The sequence below is a fragment of the Pseudomonas abietaniphila genome (assembly GCF_900100795.1).
GTDB lineage: Bacteria > Pseudomonadota > Gammaproteobacteria > Pseudomonadales > Pseudomonadaceae > Aquipseudomonas > Aquipseudomonas abietaniphila.
This window is the reverse complement of the sequence record NZ_FNCO01000017.1, coordinates 33,818-53,039: the sequence shown is the minus strand read 5'-3', so window position 1 is coordinate 53,039 and position 19,222 is coordinate 33,818. Positions and strand designations below refer to the sequence as shown.

The window sequence follows — 19,222 nt, the reverse complement described above, 5'->3', positions numbered from 1 at the left end:
CGCATCGATCCAGAGAAGTTATTTCGGATACAGCGGCGGCAGGCTGTCTCCGCCGTTCGGGTCTTGCGGTCGTTCGACCGCTGGCAATGCCTTGACGGCGCGCCACAAATCCTCACCCAGCCACAGCTTGCCGGTTTCGCTGTACAGCGCGCCGTTCAGGCCGTCGAGCGCATCGGACAATGGCACGAATCGCGCGGCCATGTCAGCGAGGGTTTCCGGTTGCTGACGGGCCCAGGCATCCAGCGCCTGCCGGGTCGCGTGCGGGTCATTGGCCAGACTGGCGCGTTTCAGGTCGTCCAGCACGGTGCGTGGGCTGGGACCGGCTTGTGCAACGCGGGTCAGCGCAGGCTGCCAGCGTGCCCGCCACCACAGGCCGAAGCCCAGCAGCGTGGTAAAACTCAACAGCACCGTGCTCAACTGCCACGGCCACACCGGCGGCCCGATCACCGTGACGCCGGTGTTTTCACTGACCGGCGTGTCCACCGCCAGGGCCGGGTTGGTGCTGACTTGCAGCGTGCGAGCGGGCAGGGCGCTGTGCTCTAGATGGTCTTCCTGAGTGTTCCACCAAACCAGATCCACCGCCGGGATGTCGATGGCGCCGGGTCGGTTGGGCACCAGCGCTTCACGTTCTTCACGCACGCCGACCAGACCCCGTTCGCTCGCCTGATTGCTCAGTTGCGGCTGATCCGGGTAGCGACGCAGGGCGCTCACGTCGGTGGCGGGCAAGGGGGGCAGTTGTGCGCTCGACAAGCCTTCGGCCTTGATGACCAGGGTGCGGGTCAACGAATCGCCGATCTGACTGTGGGCCGGATCCGGACTCCAGTTCTCGCTCAGGCTGATACTGCGCGCGGGCAACCACGGCGTGTTGGCGGGGTAATGCTCGGGTTGCGGCTTGACCTTCAGCCCCAGCGGCTCGGACGTCACGCGCATCAGCTTGCCCGGCTTCGGGCTGGTGGCCATCGTCGGCTGACTGGTGGCTGCCGCCTGGGTGTCGGGAATGTCCTGCACCATCGTTGCACTGAATTCCTGGGCCGGAATCGTCAGCTCGCCGCTGTGCTGTGGATACAGCGCATAACGCATTTCGATGACGCCATGACGAATGCCATTGATCTGCTTCTCGTACGTGCGTGTGTCGCCGAGTTTTTCAATGCGCGCGTCCGGGACCTGCAACGGGGTCAGGTTGCTGTCATCGAACAGCGACACCGAGTGATAGACGCGCACCGTGAGCACCGCCTGCGCCTGCACGTAAACGGTGTCCTGGTCCAGGCTCGCTTCCATGAACACCGGCGCCAGCTTCTGTTCCTGAGACTGCGCGGACGGTTCGACCTCCACGACCTGCAAGGCGATAGGCTGGCTGATCAGTTCACCCAGTTTCAGCGAGGGAATATCGATCGAGCCGCTGTGCTTGGGCATCAACGTGATCAGCCAACGGGTGGTCGCATGAACGTTGCCTTCGAGGGTGGTCAGGCTGTTGAGCTGGCGGGTGTCGCGCACCTCGAAATCGGCGTCCAGTGGGCTCATGTCCGGCTTGCCGAACAGCGTCGCATCGTCAGACTCGAGGGTCAGTTCGACGGTTTCGCCGGTGTTGACGCGTGTGCGGTCGACGCTCGCCTGCAACGTTGCAGCAGGGGTGTCGGCCTGTGCCGCGAGCGCGACCAGGCACAACAACCAGGCGATTACCACTGTGTGCACACGACTCATCGGGTTTTTTCCTGATGTTGCTGTTGCTCGTACCAGAATTTGCGTCGCAGCAGTTCGCCGGGTTCGTCGGGGATCTGTCGCAGCCATTGTTCGAGCGCCTGGCGCTGTTCGCCGTTGAGGTGAGTGTCGGCCGGACGACTGGGCGCCCGGGTCGGTTCGTCGTCATTGGGCAGTGCGTCGGAGGTGCCGGCGCCACCGGACAGGTCCGCCGTGCTACGCCCGTTGGCGTCATCGTCCCCGTTCTGAATCGGCGCCTGCGGATTCGTTTGCTGTTGCTCTGCGCTGTCCGATCGTGAACTGTTCGCGGCGTCATCGCCTTCGGTTTTACCTTCACTGGCGTCTTCGGCTGCGGCCTGTTTGTTCTGTTCCTGCATCTGTTCCACCAGCGCCTTGTTCGCAGCGGCGGCCGGAAAGTCCGGCTGACGTTCGAGCGCCTGTTCATAGGCATCGATGGCCGCGTCCAGTTCACCGCTTTTGGCCAGGGCATTGCCGCGATTGTAATGGTCTGCGGCGCTGTTGCCTTGGGCGAAACGCTGAGCGGCACCGGCATAGTCGCCCGCTTCGTAGAGTGCGATGCCCTGCCATTGCACGTCTTGGAAGTGCCGCGCCGCTTCGCCGGGGCGATGGCGTTGCAGCAAGTGCTGGCCCTGTTGATCGGGACGCAGAAACAGGTCCTTGAACTCGAAGGCATAGCTGTGTTGGGGAACCAGCATCAGCATCGGCAGGCACAGTACCCAACCGCGTCGACCGGCACAGGCGGCCAGCAAGAGCAGGGGCAGTAACAGCCAGTAACCCTGGTCGGCCCAACTGTCGAGGTGCACGGTCTGACCCTGACTGCGCAGGTCTTTGGGCCCATCGAGCAAGCCGAGTTCGCGCAAGTCGTCATCGTCCAGCCGCAATGGGGTGTAACGACCGCCGAGTTCTTCAGCGAAGTCCTTGAGGCTGTTGCCATCAAGGCGCGGCACCAGGATGCCGCCTTGCGCGTCCTTCAAGAAGCCGCCTTTCTCCTGCGCAACGGGTGCGCCTTCGGCGGTGCCGACGCCGAGCATCAGCAGTTCTGGCGCATGACCGGTCATGACGGAGCGGATGCCCTGACGCTCGGCGTCGTTCAGCGACGAGCCGATCCACAGCAGCCGCCCTACGCCCAGATCCCCCTGCTTGAGCAGGGCGAGGGCCTTGATTACGCCCAGGTCCGCGCGCTGGCCGGCTTCGGGCATGATCGAGGGCTTGATGGCGTCCAACAGGTTTTTGCTGGTCGACAGGTCATCGGACAGCGGCACGAGGGTGTGTGCGCTGCCCGCGTAGACGATGATCGCGGTCTGCGAATCGCTGCGCGCCTGCAACAGGTCCAGCAGTTTGCGCCGTGCCTGCTCCAGACGGGTGGGCGGGCTGTCGGCAGCGAGCATTTCCGGGGTCAACTCCAGCAGCACCACCAACGGGTCCACAGGCTTCTGGCTGGTCTGCTCGACCCGTTGCCAACTCGGCCCCAGCAAGGCCAGCAATGCCAGCAGCCAGCCAAAGCCCAGGGCGATCCACGGCAATTTGCTCTCGCGACCGTTGCCCCCGCTGAGCAACGTCGAGTGAAACGCGCTGGGCAGAATCATCTGCCAGCGACCCACGCGCTTCTGCCGGTTCCACAGCCGCCACAGCAGCCAGCCGAGCAACGGCAGCAGCAACAGCCACCAGAGTCGCAGCCAGTGCGGCCACAGCGCGAACAGCGAGGCGATCATTGGCGCCTCCGCAAGCGCTTGAAGCGCTGCCGCCACTGCGGACCCTGGTGCAAGACCGGCTGGCGGGCGAGGAAGCGGTACACCGGGTTTTGCGGCCAGCGTTCGTGAATCACCAGCACAATGCTCAACAGCAACGCCATTGCCAGTGGCCAGTGATAGAGGGCGAGCGCGGGACGGGCCTGAGTGGGTTGTTGTGTGACGGGTTCGAGGGTGTCGAGGGCCTTGCCGATTTTTTCCAGCTGCACGCCGTCGCGGGCGCGGAAATATTGCCCGCCTGAGATCTCGGCGATTTCGCGCAGGGCGGGCTCATCCAGATCCAGGCTCGGGTTCAGACCGAGAATGGAGGTCGCGCCCTTGTCGGGGTCGGCGCCGATACCGATCGGATAAATCTTGACGCCTTCGCCCGCAGCGAGGCGCGCGGCAGTCGCGGGGTCGATCTGACCGGCGTTGTTGGCGCCGTCAGTCACCAGAATCAACACACGGCTCTGCGCGGGACGTGACCGCAGGCGTTTCAGCGCCAGGCCAATGGCATCACCGATGGCCGTGTTTTTACCGGCGATGCCGATGCGTGCTTCGTCCAGCCAGACGCGCACGGTCTTGCGGTCGAAGGTCAACGGTGCCTGCAAATAAGCCTGGCTGCCGAACAGGATCAGGCCGACGCGATCGCCCTGACGATGCTCGAGAAAGTCGCCGAGCAACTGCTTGACCAGCGTCAGGCGGCTGACCTCTTCGTTCTGCCAGACCATGTCCGGATAATCCATCGAGCCGGAGACGTCGACCGCCACCAACAGATCGCGCCCACTGGCCGCCACGGGCAACGGGTCGCCAAGCCACTGCGGGCGCGCTGCCGCCACCAGCAGCAACAGCCAGAGGGTCACGAAGGGCAGTTGCCGACGCCATCCCGGCAGATGAGCACGGGCGCGACGACCGGCCAGGCCCTCGAGTTCATTGAGGAAGCTCACCTTGAGCGCGGCCTCGCCGCTGTCGGCCACCGGCAACAGGAACCTCAGCAGCCAAGGCAGCGGCAGCAGGGCGAAAACCCAGGGCCAGGCGAACTCAAACATGTTTGCGAATCCAGGTGTCGACCGACTGGGTCAGGCCATTGATGGCCTTGTCGTCGAGTTTGCACTCAGGTTTGTAAGCGCCTTCGACCAGGATCATCCAGCGGGTCAGGCCCGCCGCCGGGCAGCGATTGTCGAGAAATGCCAGCCATTTGCGGCCATTGAGGGTGTGGCTCTGGCTATAGGGGTAGTCGTTGCGGCACAGGCGTTTGAGCAGGCCATTGATCTGCTGCAGCCATGCGCCGGCCGGGGCACCGTCATAGGGTTTGGGCAACTGGGCGAGTTCGATCAACGCCGCCTGGCGCAGCGGATCGAGCGGCTGCTCGACCGCCTCGCCAGCAGCCTTTTTCGGCAGGAAAACCCGCGCGCGCCACAGGCCATAACCCAATAGCGGGATCAGGGCCAGCAGCAGCCACCAGCCGGGCGCGGGTGGCCAGACACTCACCGGCTCGGGGAGAATCATCGGCTGCAACTGGTCCAGCAGGCTCATTTTGGTTTAACCGGTTGCTGGGCATTCAGGTAATCGCGCAGCTGCTCCACCATCTCGCGTTGCGTGCTCAGCGGAATCATCAACACGCGCAGCTTCTTGGCCAGCAATTCCCAGCGCGCCTGCCTCGCTTCGCCTTGCGCGCGGTAGGTCTGACGCAGGTCGGGGTTGAGGGTGTCGAGTTCCAGTTGCGCGCCTTTCTCGGCGAACCTCAGCAGTCCGGCGGCGGGCAGCGCATGGTCCAATGGATCGGACAGCGGCAGCAGCAACAGATCGCAGTGCCGCGAAAGCAGGGTCAGTTGTTGTTCGGCGGAATCGGACAGGGCGCGCTCATCGCACAGAATGAACACCAGGCTTCCCGGTCGCAGGACTTCCCGCGCGCGACGCAACGCGACACCGAAGGTGTCCCGGTCTGCCACCGCCTCGGTGTGCAGCGACTGATTGACCCGCACCAACCGGTTGAGCAGTTGCAACAGGCTTTGCTTGCTGCGGCGCGGCTTGATTTCGTAGTGCTCGTTGTCGCCGAACACCAGCCCGCCGACCCGGTCGTTGTGGCCCAGCGCCGCCCAGCCGATCAAAGCGGCGGCCTGTGCCGCGAGCACCGATTTGAACATCAGGCCCGAGCCGAAAAACAGGCGGCGGCTTTGTTCGACCATCAGGAAAATCGGCCGCTCACGCTCCTCGTGGAACAGCTTGGTGTGCGGCTCCTGCGTCCGGGCGGTGACGCGCCAGTCGATGGTGCGCACGTCGTCGCCTGCCTGATACACGCGCACCTGATCGAAGTCGACACCGCGCCCGCGCAATTTGGAGTGGTGCAGACCGATCAGCGGGCTGCGCCGGCTGGGCGACGAAAACAGCTGCACTTCCCGCACGCGATGACGCATTTCGATCAGCTCGGCAAGACTGATGCGGATGCCCGGTTGGGAAATCAGATAGGGTTGCATGGGATCAGGCGACGGCAACGACGTCGAGAATGCGCTGGATCACGCGGTCCTGATCAATGCCTGCGGCTTCGGCTTCGAACGACAGGATGATGCGATGGCGCAGCACGTCGAAAACCATCGCCTGAATGTCCTCGGGGCTGACGAAGTCGCGGCCTGCGAGCCAGGCATGGGCCCGTGCGCAACGGTCCAGGGAAATCGAGCCACGGGGGCTGGCGCCATAACCGATCCATTCGGCCAGTTCCGCGTCGAACTTGGCGGGCGTGCGGGTCGCCATCACCAGTTGCACCAGGTATTCCTCCACCGCGTCGGCCATGTACAGGCCCAGGATTTCCTTGCGCGCGGCGAAGATTGCCTGCTGGGTCACACGCCGCTCGGGCTTGGTCTCACCGTTCAAGGCTTCGCCACGGGCCTGCTGCAGAATCTTGCGTTCGACGTTGGCATCGGGGAAACCGATTTTGACGTGCATCAAAAAGCGGTCGAGCTGAGCTTCGGGCAGCGGGTACGTGCCTTCCTGCTCGATCGGGTTCTGCGTGGCCATGACCAGAAACAGCGGCGACAGATCATAGGTGCTTCGTCCCACGCTGACCTGACGCTCGGCCATGGCCTCAAGCAGCGCCGACTGGACCTTGGCGGGCGCCCGGTTGATTTCGTCTGCCAAGACCAGATTGTGGAAGATCGGACCCTGTTGAAAGACAAAGCTGCCGGTTTCCGGACGATAGATCTCGGTGCCGGTGATATCGGCAGGCAACAGGTCGGGCGTGAACTGGATGCGATGGAACTCGGCCTCGATGCCTTCGGCCAGTTCCTTGATCGCTTTGGTCTTGGCCAGGCCCGGCGCGCCTTCGACCAGCATGTGGCCGTCGGCAAGCAGCGCGATCAGCAAGCGCTCGACCAGTTTCTCCTGCCCCAGAATCTGAGTGGAGAGAAAGGTTCGCAGCGCGATCAACGCTTCACGATGTTCCATCGATGACGGTTCCTGGCAGGTTCGCAGCAGCGCCAAAAGGGCGCTGAAGCTGGGGGCGTTACTTTAATCCATCCGAGGGGGTGGCGACTAACCGGCCAAGGGGTTTTTTCAGTGTTTGGCGGCGTTCGTGGGGCAAAAGTGAGAATTGTCTGACAGATTCCGGGTATTCCCACTGTTACGCGGCGTTTACGCTGGGATCTCGCTGACGTAAGTCCCCACTTCCTTGAGGATGATTCTCAGCGTTTCATCCAGATCCCGCAGCTCGTTGGGCGGCGTGCTGTGGCTGATCTCGTAAAGGTTGTCGCCGCCGAAAGGTTTGGCGTCGGCGGCATCGATTTCCACGACCAGACGGGTCGCTGAGAGCGTCACTTTCAGATGTGAATCGACGTGAATGGTGTCGTCGCGGAAGGTGATGTCGACCTCGTCCTCATCCGGAAAGCGCGCCAGCAGGAACAGGTCGCCGTTGGTGGCGTGGCAGCAGGCCAGCGCCATGTCATCTTCTTCCTCGTCGCAAGGGTTGTGGATGAAGCTGTCGGTGATCATCTTCATGGGCGTAGGTCCTGTGGCTCGGTTCGGGGCAGGGGGAGATTTTGCCAGTCCTGAACAATTTTTGCCTGCTTGTCGACTGGCCCGGTTCCCATGGCTTGCGCCAACACCTGTGGGAGCGAATTCATTCGCGAAAATGTTTCAGGCGACGGAGATGTAGGGATTGTACTGGGGTCTCGCGAATGAATTCGCTCCCACAGGTGTCCGCAACCTCCCGGTTATCGAAGTGTTCAAGCCCCTCCTGCGTACCTGGGAAACATTCCGTTGCAAGCCGATGTCCGAATATGTCGCAGGACCGCAAGCAGCCGCGTGGCCGCTATCGTTAAGCTGCGTAGCAGATGAACGGAAGTGTGGTCGAGCCTGCCTGGGCAGACGTCACACCGATCGTCATTCGGGTCGGATCAATGTGACGACGCACACACGACGAGCGTTAGTACTCAGGCAAGTGTGATCACGCACCGCGCCTTGTCACGTTTTGCTGACTATCATCGAACAGACGCAAAACGGGCACACGCATGCACGACCCCGAAACACGCATCTCTCCTACATAAAAAGCCCAAGCCAAGCGGAGTACCACAGATGGCGTTCTTCACCGCAGCCAGCAAGTCCGACTTCCAGCACCAACTGAGAGCGGCACTGGCCCAGCACATCAGTGAACAGGCACTGCCACAAGTGGCGCTGTTCGCCGATCAATTCTTCGGCATCATTTCCCTCGATGAACTGACTCAGCGCAGGCTTTCCGACCTTGCCGGTTGCACCCTGTCGGCCTGGCGTCTGCTCGAGCGTTTCGAACACAGCAAGCCTGAGGTTCGCGTCTACAACCCTGATTACGAACGTCACGGCTGGCAGTCGACGCACACCGCAGTCGAAGTGTTGCACCACGACCTGCCGTTCCTCGTCGACTCTGTCCGTACCGAGCTGAACCGTCGCGGTTACAGCATTCACACGTTGCAGACCACCGTGCTGAGCGTGCGTCGCGACGCAAAAGGTCAGTTGGTCGAGCTGCTGCCAAAAGGCACCACCGGCGATGGCGTGTTGCAAGAATCGCTGATGTACCTGGAAATCGATCGCTGCGCCAACGCCGCAGAATTGAACGTGCTGGCCCGCGAGCTTGAGCAAGTGCTCGGTGAAGTCCGTGTGGCCGTTGAAGACTTCGAACCGATGAAGGCCAAGCTGCACGAGCTGCTGGCAGGCATCGACGCCATCGGATACACCGTTGACCCGGACGAGAAAACCGAGGTCAAGGTGTTCCTCGAATGGCTGGTGAACAACCACTTCACTTTCCTGGGCTACGAGGAATTCACGGTCAGCGGTGGCGGCGAAGGCGGTCAACTGACTTACGATCCGTCCTCCTTCCTGGGCCTGACCAAATTGCTGCGTGCCGGGCTCACGGCCGAAGACCTGCACATCGAAGGCTATGCAGTGAATTACCTGCAGGAGCCCACGCTGCTGTCGTTTGCCAAAGCCGCGCACCCGAGTCGTGTGCATCGCCCGGCGTACCCGGACTACGTGTCGATCCGCCAGATAGACGCCGACGGCAACGTGATCAAGGAATGCCGCTTCATGGGCCTGTACACCTCTTCGGTGTACGGCGAGAGTGTGCGCAATATCCCTTACATTCGCCGCAAGGTCGCAGAAGTCGAGCGCCGTTCCGGTTTCGATGCCAAGGCGCACCTTGGCAAAGAGCTGGCGCAAGTCGTTGAAGTGCTGCCACGCGACGACCTGTTCCAGACTCCGGTGGACGAACTGTTCACCACGGTCATGTCGATCGTGCAGATCCAGGAACGCAACAAGATTCGCGTATTCCTGCGCAAAGACCCGTACGGCCGGTTCTGCTACTGCCTGGCCTACGTGCCGCGCGACGTCTATTCCACCGAAGTCCGTCAGAAGATCCAGCAAGTGCTGATGGAGCGCCTGAAGGCCAGCGATTGCGAGTTCTGGACCTTCTTCTCCGAATCGGTACTGGCCCGCGTGCAGTTGATTCTGCGAGTGGACCCGAAAGTTGCCCTGGACATCGACCCGATACAACTGGAAAACGAAGTCATCCAGGCCTGCCGTTCGTGGAAGGACGATTACGCGAGCCTGGTTATCGAAAGCTTTGGCGAAGCACAAGGCACCAATGTGCTGGCCGACTTCCCGAAAGGCTTTCCGGCCGGCTACCGCGAGCGCTTCGCCGCGCATTCCGCCGTGGTCGACATGCAGCACCTGCTGAACCTGTCCGAAGCCAACCCGCTGGTCATGAGCTTCTATCAGCCGCTGTCGGGCGACAAGGCGCAGCTGCACTGCAAGCTGTACCACGCCGACACCCCGCTGGCGCTGTCCGACGTCTTGCCGATTCTGGAAAACCTCGGCCTGCGCGTTCTGGGCGAGTTCCCGTATCGCCTGCGCCACACCAATGGCCGCGAGTTCTGGATTCACGACTTCGCCTTCACCTATGGCGAGGGTCTGAACCTCGACCTGCAACAGCTCAACGACACCCTGCAGGACGCCTTTGTCCACATCGTCCGTGGCGAAGCTGAAAACGATGCGTTCAACCGCCTGGTCCTGACCGCCGGTTTGCCATGGCGTGACGTGGCGCTGTTGCGCGCCTATGCCCGGTACCTGAAGCAGATCCGTCTGGGCTTCGACCTGGGTTACATCGCCAGCACCCTGAACAACCACGCCGACATCGCGCGTGAGCTGACCCGACTGTTCAAGACCCGCTTCTACCTCGCGCGCAAGCTGAGCAGTGGCGATCTGGACGACATGCAGTCGCGTCTGGAGCAGGCCATTCTTTCGGCGCTGGACGACGTTCAGGTCCTCAACGAAGACCGCATCCTGCGTCGCTACCTTGATCTGATCAAGGCGACCATGCGCACCAACTTCTACCAGACCGACGCCAATGGTCAGAACAAGAGCTACTTCAGCTTCAAGTTCAACCCGCGTCTGATTCCTGAGCTGCCCAAGCCAGTGCCGAAGTTTGAAATCTTCGTGTATTCGCCGCGAGTCGAAGGCGTTCATCTGCGTTTCGGCAACGTTGCGCGCGGTGGCCTGCGCTGGTCCGACCGTGAAGAAGACTTCCGTACCGAAGTTCTGGGCCTGGTAAAAGCCCAGCAAGTGAAGAACTCGGTCATCGTGCCCGTGGGCGCGAAGGGCGGCTTCCTGCCGCGCCGTCTGCCGACCACCGGCACCCGTGACGAGATCCAGGCTGAAGCGATTGCCTGCTACCGCGTCTTCATTTCCGGTCTGCTGGACATCACCGACAACCTGAAAGAAGGCGCGCTGGTTCCGCCGGCCAACGTCGTGCGTCATGACGACGATGACCCGTACCTGGTGGTGGCGGCGGACAAAGGCACCGCGACCTTCTCCGACATCGCCAACGGGATCGCCATCGACTACGGCTTCTGGCTGGGCGACGCATTCGCCTCGGGCGGTTCGGCCGGTTACGACCACAAGAAGATGGGCATCACCGCCAAAGGCGCGTGGGTCGGCGTTCAGCGCCACTTCCGCGAGCGCGGCATCAACGTTCAACAGGACAGCATCAGCGTGATCGGCGTCGGCGACATGGCCGGTGACGTGTTCGGTAACGGCCTGTTGATGTCCGACAAGCTGCAACTGGTGGCGGCGTTCAACCACCTGCACATCTTTATCGACCCCAATCCCGATCCGGCCAGCAGCTTCGCCGAGCGCCAGCGTTTGTTTGACCTGCCGCGTTCGGCCTGGACCGATTACGACACCAGCATCATGTCCGAGGGCGGCGGTATTTTCCCGCGCAGCCTCAAGAGCATCACCATCACGCCGCAGATGAAGGCGCGCTTCGACATCAGCGCCGACAAACTGACCCCTACCGAACTGATGCACGCGTTGCTCAAGGCGCCGGTGGACCTGCTGTGGAACGGCGGTATCGGCACTTACGTCAAGGCCAGCTCCGAGAGCCATGCCGACGTCGGCGACAAGGCCAACGACGCCCTGCGTGTCAACGGCAACCAGTTGCGCTGCAAGGTGGTGGGCGAGGGTGGCAACCTGGGCATGACCCAGTTGGGTCGCGTCGAGTTCGGCCTGCTGGGCGGCGCCACCAACACCGACTTCATCGACAACGCCGGTGGTGTGGACTGCTCTGACCATGAAGTGAACATCAAGATCCTGCTCAACGAAGTGGTGCAGGCCGGTGACATGACCGAGAAGCAGCGCAACCTGCTGCTCGAAAGCATGACCGATGAAGTGGGCAATCTGGTGCTCGGCAACAACTACAAGCAGACCCAGGCACTGTCGTTGGCCGCGCGTCGTGCTTACGAACGCATCGCCGAATACAAGCGTCTGATGAGCGACCTGGAATCTCGCGGCAAGCTGGACCGTGCCATCGAGTTCCTGCCGGCCGAGGATCAGTTGGCCGAGCGCATCGCCGAGAAGCAAGGCCTGACCCGCGCCGAGCTGTCGGTGCTGATCTCGTACAGCAAGATCGACCTCAAGGAAGCGCTGCTGGAGTCTCGCGTACCGGACGACGATTACTTGGCCCGCGACATGGAAACCGCATTTCCGCCTTCACTGGGCGCGAAATTCTCGGAATCCATGCGCCGCCACCGCCTGAAGCGCGAAATCGTCAGCACCCAGATCGCCAACGATCTGGTGAACCACATGGGCATCACCTTCGTGCAGCGGCTCAAAGAGTCCACAGGCATGAGTGCCGCGAACGTGGCCGGTGCTTACGTGATCGTGCGGGACATCTTCCACCTCCCGCACTGGTTCCGTCAGATCGAGGCGCTGGACTACAAGGTCCCGGCTGAAATCCAGTTGGCGCTGATGGATGAACTCATGCGCCTGGGCCGTCGTGCCACGCGCTGGTTCCTGCGCAGCCGTCGCAACGAACTGGACGCCGCCCGCGACGTCGCGCACTTCGGTCCGCACATCGCTGCGCTGGGGCTGAAACTGGACGAGCTGCTGGAAGGCCCGACCCGTGAAGTCTGGCAGGCGCGTTATCAGGAATACGTCGAAGCGGGCGTGCCGGAGTTGCTGGCGCGGATGGTTGCCGGGACGACGCACCTGTACACGCTGCTGCCGATCATCGAAGCCTCTGACGTGACGGGCCAGAACGCGGCCGATGTGGCGAAAGTGTACTTCGCCGTGGGCAGCTCGCTGGACGTGACCTGGTACCTGCAGCAGATCAGTGCGCTGCCGGTCGAGAACAACTGGCAGGCCCTGGCCCGCGAGGCGTTCCGCGACGATATCGACTGGCAGCAACGGGCGATCACCGTGTCCGTCCTGCAGATGCCGAACGGCCCTGCGGATGTGGAAGAGCGCCTGAACCTGTGGCTGGAGCAGCACATGCCGATGGTCGAGCGCTGGCGCGCGATGTTGGTCGAACTGCGTGCAGCGAGTGGTAATGACTACGCGATGTACGCCGTTGCCAACCGCGAACTGCTGGACCTGGCCATGAGCGGGCAGACTGCTGTGGTTTGATGGTTTAGCTGAGTGGTAACCGGAGCCCCGTGTCGAGAGATGCGGGGCTTTTTTGTTTTGTGTTGGGATTGGGATTGGGGGTATATCCGTTTCTGCGGTAACGGCGGCTTACGGTTCCGCTCTTACAGCGGGTCACTTTTGTAAAAAGCGACAAAAGTAACCAAAAACGCTTTGCTCCCGGCTTGGCCCTCCTGCGTCGGGTACCCGCACTCCGACAACGCTCCGTGGGCCCGCGCCGAATGGACATCCATGTCCTGACGGCGCTCTCGCGGCATCCATGCCGCTCGACCCACTCCGCGCCGCCTGCGTTTGGCCTGCACCCAAGTCGCGTTTGGTGGTGTCTGGGCTGGCGAGGCAGGAAGATCAAAAGCCAAAGCCAAGGCCAAAACAAAAGCTGGAGCTGGTGCGATCCCCTGTAGCAGTCCGGCTATAGGGGTCCGTGCCCGCCGCCGAACCTGTAGGAGCAGTCGGAGGTTACGACGGCCGCGAAAGCGGTGGGTCAGCTGCAAATGTTTTATCTGATACACCGCCTTCGCGGCCGTCGTAACCTCCGACTGCTCCTACAAGGGGGTCGGGGCGAAGCCAAGATCAACGTTCGCTTTTGATCTTGATCTTCATACGCGATAGATCAGACACAACAAAACGCGACTTGGGTGCAGGCCAAACGCAGACGGCGCGCAGTGGGCCGAGCGGCATGGATGGCGGCGGGCCCACGGAGCGTCGTCGGAGTGCGGGAATCCGACGAAGTCGGACCCAGCCAGGAGCAGGGCACTTTTGGTTACTTTTGGTGCCTTTTCAAAAGTGACCCGCTGTAAGAGCGGAACCGATATCCGCGCCACCCCAAATAACGGATATACACCCACCACCCAGAGCCACCCAAACTCCAAACCCAAACTCCAAACCCAAACCCAAACACCCATAAAAAAACCCCGCCGAAGCGGGGTTCTTTCAACGCTCTGTTTCGCGCTTACGCTTGAACAACCGGGATCTTGGCGTTCGCTGCGATCTCACGGAACTCGGCGATCTGGTCGAAGCTCAGGTAACGGTAAACATCGGCAGCCATGCTGTCGATCTTGCCCGCGTACTCCATGTACTCCTCAACGGTCGGCAGACGACCCAGGATCGACGCAACGGACGCCAACTCGGCCGAAGCCAGGTAAACGTTCGCACCATCACCCAGACGGTTCGGGAAGTTACGGGTCGACGTCGACACCACGGTCGAGTTCGGCTCTACGCGTGCCTGGTTACCCATGCACAACGAGCAGCCCGGCATTTCCATGCGCGCGCCAGCCTTGCCGTAGATACCGTAGTAGCCTTCCTCGGTCAGTTGGTGAGCGTCCATCTTGGTCGGCGGCGACAGCCACAGACGGGTTGGAAGCTGACCTTTGACCTGATCCAGCAACTTACCGGCAGCGCGGAAGTGACCGATGTTGGTCATGCACGAACCGATGAACACTTCGTCGATCTTCTCGCCAGCAACGCTGGACAGCAGACGGGCGTCGTCCGGGTCGTTCGGCGCGCAGAGCACGGGCTCTTTGACGTCGGCCAGGTCGATCTCGATGATCTCGGCGTATTCAGCGTCAGCGTCGGCTTCCAGCAGCTCAGGGTTGGCCACCCAGGCTTCCATCGCCTGAGCACGACGCTCCAGCGTACGTGGGTCGCCGTAGCCTTCGCCGATCATCCAGCGCAGCAGGGTGATGTTCGAGTTGAGGTACTCGGTGATCGACTCTTTCGACAGTTTGATGGTGCAACCGGCGGCAGAGCGCTCGGCCGACGCGTCAGACAGTTCGAAGGCTTGCTCGACGGTCAGGGTTTCCAGACCTTCGATCTCCAGGATGCGGCCGGAGAAGGCGTTCTTCTTGCCTTTCTTCTCGACGGTCAACAGGCCTTTCTGGATCGCGTAGTAAGGAATGGCATGAACCAGGTCACGCAGGGTGACGCCCGGTTGCAGCTTGCCTTTGAAACGAACCAGGATCGACTCCGGCATGTCCAGCGGCATGACGCCGGTGGCAGCGGCGAACGCAACCAGACCGGAACCGGCCGGGAACGAGATACCGATCGGGAAACGGGTGTGGGAGTCACCACCGGTACCGACGGTGTCCGGCAGCAGCATGCGGTTCAGCCAGCTGTGGATGATGCCGTCGCCCGGACGCAGCGAAACGCCGCCACGGGTCATGATGAAGTCAGGCAGGGTGTGGTGAGTCTTGACGTCGATCGGCTTTGGATACGCCGCGGTGTGACAGAAGGACTGCATCACCAGGTCGGTCGAGAAGCCCAGGCACGCCAGGTCTTTCAGTTCGTCACGGGTCATTGGACCGGTGGTGTCCTGAGAGCCGACGGTGGTCATTTTCGGTTCGCAGTAGGTGCCAGGACGAACGCCTTTGCCTTCCGGGAGAGCACACGCCTTGCCGACCATCTTCTGTGCCAGGGTGAATCCTTTGGTGCTGGCAGCAGGAACTTCAGGCAGCTTGAACAGGGTCGATGGCGGCAGGCCCAGCTCTGTACGTGCCTTGCCGGTCAGACCGCGACCGATGATCAGCGGGATACGACCGCCAGCACGGACTTCGTCCAGCAGGACTGGAGTCTTCAGTTCGAAAGTGGTGATCACTTCGTCGCTGTCGTGCTTGCAGACCTTACCCGCGTAGGGGTAAACGTCGATCACGTCGCCCATGTTGATGTTGGTCACATCGAATTCGATGGGCAGTGCGCCCGCATCTTCCATGGTGTTGTAGAAGATCGGAGCGATCTTGCTGCCGAAGCAGAAGCCGCCAGCGCGCTTGTTCGGGACGTACGGAACGTCGTCACCGAAGAACCACAGCACCGAGTTGGTCGCCGATTTACGCGAGGAGCCGGTACCGACAACGTCACCGACGTAGGCGATAGGGAAACCCTGGCCGCGCATTTCTTCGATCTGCTTCATCGGGCCGATGGAGCCTTGTACGTCAGGCACGATACCGTCGCGCGCCATTTTCAGCATGGCCAGGGCGTGCAGCGGGATGTCCGGGCGGGACCAGGCGTCAGGCGCAGGGGACAGGTCGTCGGTGTTGGTTTCGCCGGTCACTTTGAAAACGCGCAGGCTGATTTTCTCGGCCAGGGTCGGGCGCTTCTGGAACCACTCGCCGTCAGCCCAGGACTGCAACACGCCTTGAGCGTGAGCGTTGCCGTTCTTGGCTTTTTCAGCGACGTCGTGGAAGGCGTCGAACATCAGCAGGGTGTGCTTCAGTTGTTCGGCGGCAACCGGTGCCAGCTCGGCGTCGTCCAGGAGGTCGACCATCGTTACGATGTTGTAGCCGCCTTGCATGGTGCCAAGCAGTTCTACAGCGCGTTTCTTGTCCAGCAGAGGGGAGGTGACTTCGCCCTTGGCCAGAGCGGAAAGGAAACCGGCTTTGACGTAGGCAGCTTCGTCAACGCCAGGCGGAACGCGATTGGTGATCAGGTCAAGCAGGACAGCTTCTTCGCCAGCCGGTGGGTTTTTCAGCAGCTCGACCAGGCCTGCAGTTTGTTCGGCGTTAAGCGGCTGGGGCACGATACCCTGGGCGGCACGCTCTTCGATGTGTTTACGGTAGGCTTCAAGCACAGTATTACCCTCATCAGTGGTCCCAAATGGGTGTCCGGGACGCTCATCCAGAGAAAGTCCGCAGCCGTGCTCGTCAAAAACTTTTTGAGTCTTATGGCAGGCAGCTGACGATCTCCAACAGAAGCTGTTTTCAAAGTTTTACGCCTGCATGAACGGTTCCTGAGGAGGGGACGCAGGGCGAGCCTGCGTCGTAGAACCGACTGCTGGGTAGACTTGACTGTGCTCGTGACGCTTTGAAAACAGCTTCCAACGGACATTGGCGCCTTAAAAGGCCCGGTGATTCTACGGCAAAAAAAAAGTAAAGGTAAGTTAGACCCTACATCTTCGGGGGTGTACCCCGTTAGACAAAGGGCTAACATGCGGGCTTGTTTCGTCCGCCGCCGTGTTTTTCCGCCATGTCCAATCACGTGATCAAGACGCCCTGCGTGGGCTTGTGTTCCACCGTCTACGGCGACCTGGTGTGCCGGGGCTGCAAGCGCTTCCACCATGAGGTGATCCATTGGAACGGCTACAACGAGGACGAAAAGCGCGCGGTCTGGTTGCGTCTGGAGCAGTTGCTGGTGCAGGTGATGGCGGCCAAGGTTGAAGTGTTCGATGCTGGCAAGCTGCGCCAACAGCTGGAGCTGCGCAAGATCCGCTTCGTGCCGCAGCAGTCTGAGTATTGCTGGGCGTACCAATTGATTGCCCGCGGTGCGCGGGTCATCAATCAGCTGGAGGCGTATGGCATGGTGCTGTTGCCCGAATTTCGTGACTGGCCGCTGCCGGATCTGCGCGATGCCATTGATCGGGAATTCTTCCTGCTGTCCGAGGCGCACTACGAGCGCTACATCGCCCCGGGATTTCTGAAGGATGCGATCGGCTGAGTCCCACGGCCTTTCGGGCAGCAGCCTTTCGCGGCAGGTCAGACGCGAGCGAGCTCCTCTTCCAGATGCGCGAGCACCTCTTCGCTCTTGAGCACCAGCACGTCACTTTCCAGAGAATCCAGCACCACTTCGGCGGTATTGCCGATCAGCGCGCCGGAGATGCCCGTGCGCCCCACGGTGCCAATGACCGTGACGGCCGCTTTCAGGTGGTGCGCGGTAAAAGGAATCAGCACGTCCGCCGGCCCCTCGGCAATGTGCAAATGGGCGTCGTCGATGTTGAATTCGGTCTGAAAAACCTTGCACTGCTCGCGGTATTGGCCTTCCACACTCGACGACAACTGATACACAGGATCAGCAGCCGACAGCAGGGGAGACGGGTGGGCGGCAATCACGTGCAGGTCTATCCCTGTGATCTGAGCGAGGTGGTGGCCATGCTGGATGATGCTGTAATGCAGGGCGCTGTGCTCGCCGTCGGGATTCCCTACATCCACGGCCGCCAGCACCGCCGAACCTTTCCAGGGGCGATCGGTTTTAACCATCAGCACCGGGCAGGGGCAGTAGCGCAGCAACTTCCAGTCGGCGGGCGTCAGCAGGGCACGCTTGAGCGTGCTGTCGGGAAAGTGCTGTTTGATGACCAAGTCCGAGCCTTCGGCCTGCTGCACCTTGATGATGGTCTGATGAGCGTTCTCATGCCATTCCTGTTGCGCGGTGACGTTGAAGTCTTCCGCCTGCAAGTCATGCTTCAGGGTTGCGAGCAGCTCGGAATGGTCGAGCTTTTTGTCGCAGATCAGCAGATGCAGGCTGGGCTCCTTAATGTCGGGGTTCGACTTGGACTTCGCAGCGTTAGCGATCAGACACGCCCGTCGCATCGCCAGGCTCTCGACCTTGTCCGTTTCCGCGCTGGGTTCGATGACGACCAGAATTCGGCGAATCGATTGCATAAGCTGATCTCCCTGGAGTATTTCCATGAAGTGTTCGACCGCCTGGGTGCCAGGACTGTTCGATGACTTAACTATAGTTGCCCGTCGTCATTCGTCGCGTTGATCGCGGTCATGCTTTTTCCGGCCAAAGACACTGGTCCTGTGCCACAGCGCCCGTATAATGCTGCGCCTTGCCATCCATCCAGTTGTGAAACCATGCAGATTTACCCAGAAGTCGACGCTTTCCTGCTTTGCCCCACCCCTGACAGCTGGGTTCAGGCCGCGTTGCAGAATCTGGATATTTTGCTGATCGACCACGCCAACAATGAAAAGAAGGCCGCCGGCGCGGCGTTTCAGTTCATGTTTCAGTACAACGACAAATTCGATCTGCTGGCCAAGATGTCGCGCCTGGCCCGTGAAGAGTTGCGTCATTTCGAGCAAGTGATCGGCATCATCAAGAAACGTGGCATCCCGATGGCCAACATCAGCTCGGCCCGGTATGCCGGTTCGCTGCGCAAATTGGTGCGCAACCACAATCCCTATCGCCTGACCGATGCGCTGGTGGTCGGTGCTATCGTCGAGGCGCGTTCATGCGAACGGTTTGCCGCGCTGGTGCCGCACCTGGACGCCGACCTGTCGAAGTTCTACGCCAGCCTGCTCAAGTCCGAAGCCCGGCACTTTCAGGACTACCTCAAGCTCGCCTACCTGTATGGCGATGAGGCGGACGTCGACGCCAAGATCGAAGAAATCCGCCTCGCCGAGCGCGAGCTGATCGAAAGCCCTGACGAGGACTTTCGCTTTCACAGCGGTGTGCCTGCGCTGTAACGCCGTTTTCGTCACGCTGACGCCCATAACACTGCCGAACGCCGCTCCCATAGGCGCTGCGCCAGCCGCAAATCCAGATTACGCCGCGATAACTGTAGGAGACGTCCGAGGTTACGAGGGCAGCGAACGCGGTGGGTCAGTGATGAACATGTCAGATGACCCACCGCA

12 protein-coding genes are annotated in these 19,222 nt (G+C 61.4%); 3 read left to right on the top strand and 9 right to left on the bottom strand.

The window, feature by feature from the left end; all coding sequences use genetic code 11:
- Positions 1-18: 18 nt before the first annotated feature.
- From BLS87_RS26160 to BLS87_RS26130, 7 genes are all read right to left on the bottom strand, one after another.
- Positions 19-1,701, bottom strand: coding sequence for a BatD family protein (locus BLS87_RS26160; protein WP_074757186.1), 1,683 nt, complete (start codon positions 1,699-1,701; stop codon positions 19-21).
- Positions 1,698-3,419, bottom strand: a complete 1,722-nt coding sequence (locus BLS87_RS26155; protein WP_208605204.1) for a VWA domain-containing protein — start codon at positions 3,417-3,419, stop codon at positions 1,698-1,700. The genes BLS87_RS26160 and BLS87_RS26155 overlap by 4 nt, the downstream gene beginning before the upstream one ends.
- An 8-nt stretch (positions 3,420-3,427) precedes the next feature.
- Positions 3,428-4,495 (bottom strand): vWA domain-containing protein, encoded by a 1,068-nt coding sequence (locus BLS87_RS26150; protein ID WP_074757182.1) that lies wholly within the window; start codon positions 4,493-4,495, stop codon positions 3,428-3,430.
- Positions 4,488-4,982 carry a DUF4381 domain-containing protein gene (locus BLS87_RS26145; RefSeq protein WP_074757180.1) on the bottom strand — a complete coding sequence of 165 codons (495 nt, stop codon included), beginning with the start codon at positions 4,980-4,982 and terminating at the stop codon, positions 4,488-4,490. The genes BLS87_RS26150 and BLS87_RS26145 overlap by 8 nt, the downstream gene beginning before the upstream one ends.
- Positions 4,979-5,923, bottom strand: a complete 945-nt coding sequence (locus BLS87_RS26140) for a DUF58 domain-containing protein (protein WP_074757178.1) — start codon at positions 5,921-5,923, stop codon at positions 4,979-4,981. The genes BLS87_RS26145 and BLS87_RS26140 overlap by 4 nt, the downstream gene beginning before the upstream one ends.
- Before the next feature lie 4 nt (positions 5,924-5,927).
- Positions 5,928-6,887: an AAA family ATPase gene (locus BLS87_RS26135; protein WP_074757176.1), complete on the bottom strand. Its 960-nt coding sequence runs from the start codon at positions 6,885-6,887 to the stop codon at positions 5,928-5,930.
- 186 nt (positions 6,888-7,073) lie between these two features.
- The gene (locus tag BLS87_RS26130; protein WP_074757174.1) at positions 7,074-7,436 is read right to left on the bottom strand and encodes a hypothetical protein; all 363 of its coding nucleotides are present in this window, start codon (positions 7,434-7,436) and stop codon (positions 7,074-7,076) included.
- Between the two features lie 576 nt (positions 7,437-8,012).
- On the opposite strand from BLS87_RS26130, the gene BLS87_RS26125 reads away from it, so the two are divergent.
- Positions 8,013-12,869 (top strand): NAD-glutamate dehydrogenase, encoded by a 4,857-nt coding sequence (locus tag BLS87_RS26125; protein WP_074757172.1) that lies wholly within the window; start codon positions 8,013-8,015, stop codon positions 12,867-12,869.
- A gap of 967 nt (positions 12,870-13,836) precedes the next feature.
- On the opposite strand, the gene acnB is transcribed toward BLS87_RS26125, so the two are convergent.
- Positions 13,837-16,446: a bifunctional aconitate hydratase 2/2-methylisocitrate dehydratase gene (acnB, locus tag BLS87_RS26120; protein WP_074757170.1), complete on the bottom strand. Its 2,610-nt coding sequence runs from the start codon at positions 16,444-16,446 to the stop codon at positions 13,837-13,839.
- 395 nt (positions 16,447-16,841) lie between these two features.
- On the opposite strand from acnB, the gene BLS87_RS26115 reads away from it, so the two are divergent.
- A complete protein-coding gene (locus BLS87_RS26115; RefSeq protein WP_074757168.1) occupies positions 16,842-17,309 on the top strand; it encodes a DUF1289 domain-containing protein in 468 nt (155 codons plus the stop codon).
- 38 nt (positions 17,310-17,347) lie between these two features.
- Here the strand turns inward: BLS87_RS26115 and BLS87_RS26110 are convergent, their stop codons facing one another.
- Positions 17,348-18,250: a universal stress protein gene (locus BLS87_RS26110; RefSeq protein ID WP_074757166.1), complete on the bottom strand. Its 903-nt coding sequence runs from the start codon at positions 18,248-18,250 to the stop codon at positions 17,348-17,350.
- Between the two features lie 195 nt (positions 18,251-18,445).
- Here BLS87_RS26110 and BLS87_RS26105 point away from each other — a divergent pair, with 195 nt between their 5' ends.
- Positions 18,446-19,054 (top strand): MiaE family protein, encoded by a 609-nt coding sequence (locus BLS87_RS26105; RefSeq protein WP_074757164.1) that lies wholly within the window; start codon positions 18,446-18,448, stop codon positions 19,052-19,054.
- Positions 19,055-19,222 lie beyond the last annotated feature (168 nt).

Coding starts and splice junctions, on each gene's coding strand:
- BLS87_RS26110 (WP_074757166.1), bottom strand. CDS start 18,250: ATGCAATCGATTCGCCGAATTCTGGTCGTCATCGAACCCAGCGCGGAA.
- BLS87_RS26125 (WP_074757172.1), top strand. CDS start 8,013: ATGGCGTTCTTCACCGCAGCCAGCAAGTCCGACTTCCAGCACCAACTG.
- BLS87_RS26140 (WP_074757178.1), bottom strand. CDS start 5,923: ATGCAACCCTATCTGATTTCCCAACCGGGCATCCGCATCAGTCTTGCC.
- BLS87_RS26130 (WP_074757174.1), bottom strand. CDS start 7,436: ATGAAGATGATCACCGACAGCTTCATCCACAACCCTTGCGACGAGGAA.
- BLS87_RS26135 (WP_074757176.1), bottom strand. CDS start 6,887: ATGGAACATCGTGAAGCGTTGATCGCGCTGCGAACCTTTCTCTCCACT.
- BLS87_RS26160 (WP_074757186.1), bottom strand. CDS start 1,701: ATGAGTCGTGTGCACACAGTGGTAATCGCCTGGTTGTTGTGCCTGGTC.
- BLS87_RS26145 (WP_074757180.1), bottom strand. CDS start 4,982: ATGAGCCTGCTGGACCAGTTGCAGCCGATGATTCTCCCCGAGCCGGTG.
- BLS87_RS26115 (WP_074757168.1), top strand. CDS start 16,842: ATGTCCAATCACGTGATCAAGACGCCCTGCGTGGGCTTGTGTTCCACC.
- BLS87_RS26150 (WP_074757182.1), bottom strand. CDS start 4,495: ATGTTTGAGTTCGCCTGGCCCTGGGTTTTCGCCCTGCTGCCGCTGCCT.
- BLS87_RS26105 (WP_074757164.1), top strand. CDS start 18,446: ATGCAGATTTACCCAGAAGTCGACGCTTTCCTGCTTTGCCCCACCCCT.